Origin of the sequence: Massilia orientalis (genome assembly GCF_030411975.2) — a bacterium.
In the GTDB taxonomy this organism is placed as follows: domain Bacteria; phylum Pseudomonadota; class Gammaproteobacteria; order Burkholderiales; family Burkholderiaceae_D; genus Telluria; species Telluria orientalis.
The window spans coordinates 1-1,565 of record NZ_JASNRB020000074.1; the positions used below are offsets into that span (position 1 = coordinate 1).

At 64.8% G+C, this 1,565-nt stretch carries 1 protein-coding gene; it reads left to right on the forward strand.

The window, feature by feature from the left end; all coding sequences use genetic code 11:
* Window positions 1-1,565, forward strand: a 1,565-nt coding sequence (locus tag QPK29_RS33405; RefSeq protein WP_400189965.1) for a sodium:solute symporter family transporter, incomplete at its 3' end; no start/stop codon positions are given.

Sequence of the window (1,565 nt, forward strand, 5' to 3'; positions counted from 1 at the left end):
ATGAATCTGATTTCCCGCCTCGACACCATTGTCTTCCTGTTCTACTTCGTCGTCGTCGCCGGCTACGGCCTGTGGGTCTACCGCCGCAAGAAGAGCGCGAACACCTCCGCCTCGCACGACTACTTCCTCGCCGAAGGCTCGCTCACGTGGTGGGCCATCGGCGCCTCGCTGATCGCGTCCAACATCTCCGCCGAGCAGTTCATCGGCATGAGCGGTTCGGGCTTCCGCATCGGCATGGCCATCGCCGTGTACGAACTGATGGCCGCCGCCACGCTCGTCATCGTCGCCGTGTTCTTCATGCCGGTCTACCTGAAGAACCACATCTACACGATGCCCCAGTTCCTCGAACAGCGCTACGGCAAGGCCGTCGCCACGACGATGGCGCTGTTCTGGCTCGGCCTGTACGTCGTCGTCAACCTGACCTCGATCCTGTACCTGGGCGCGCTGGCCATCGGCAGCGTCACCGGCATCGGCGTGCTGCCCTGCATGCTGTTCCTCGCCGTCTTCGCCGCCATCATCACGCTGGGCGGCATGAAGGTCATCGGCTACACGGACGTCATCCAGGTGACCTGCCTCGTCATCGGCGGCCTCGTGACCACGTGGCTGGCGCTGGACCTCGTCGCGAAACTCGGCAACGGCCACGGCGCGCTGCAAGGCTTCTCCACGCTGTACAACTCGACCCGCGACCACTTCGAAATGGTGCTGGGCCGCGACAACCCGAACTACATGGACCTGCCGGGCCTGTCCACGCTGATCGGCGGCATGTGGATCGTGAACCTGAACTACTGGGGCTGCAACCAGTACATCACGCAGCGCGCGCTGGGCGCCGACCTGCCGACCGCCCGCAAAGGCCTGCTGTTCGCCGCGTTCCTGAAACTGCTGATGCCGGTCATCGTCGTCATGCCGGGTATCGCCGCGTTCGCGCTGGACCGCTCCGGCGTGCTGGGCGACGCGATGCGCGTCGGCGGCGAACTGAATCCGGACCGCGCCTACCCCACCCTGCTGGCACTGCTGCCGTCGGGCCTGAAAGGCATCGCGTTCGCGGCGCTGACCGCCGCCGTCGTCGCGTCGCTGGCCGGCAAGGCCAACTCGATCGCCACGATCTTCACGCTCGACATCTATCAGAAGCGCCTCCACCCGAACGTCAGCGAGCAGAAGATGGTGTGGGTCGGCCGCATGACCGTCGTCGTGTCGATGCTGCTGGCCGTGCTGATCGCGCCGCTGATGGGCATCGACAAGAAGGGCGGCTTCCAGTACATCCAGGAATACACGGGCTTCGTCTCGCCGGGCATCCTTGCCATGTTCCTGCTGGGCTTCTTCTGGAAAAAGACCACGTCCAGCGCCGCGATGTTCGCGACCGTGGGCGGCCTCGTGTTCTCGATCATCCTGAAGTTCCTGCCGGGGATGATGGACCTGTCCTTCCTCGCCCCGATCGGCTTCGCCCACGACAACGGCAGCGGTGTCTACGAGATCCCGTTCCTGGACCGCATGTTCATCGTGTTCTGGCTGGTCGTCGCCGGCATGGTCCTGCTCAGCACCGTGTTCGCCCGCGGCAAGGTGAAGGG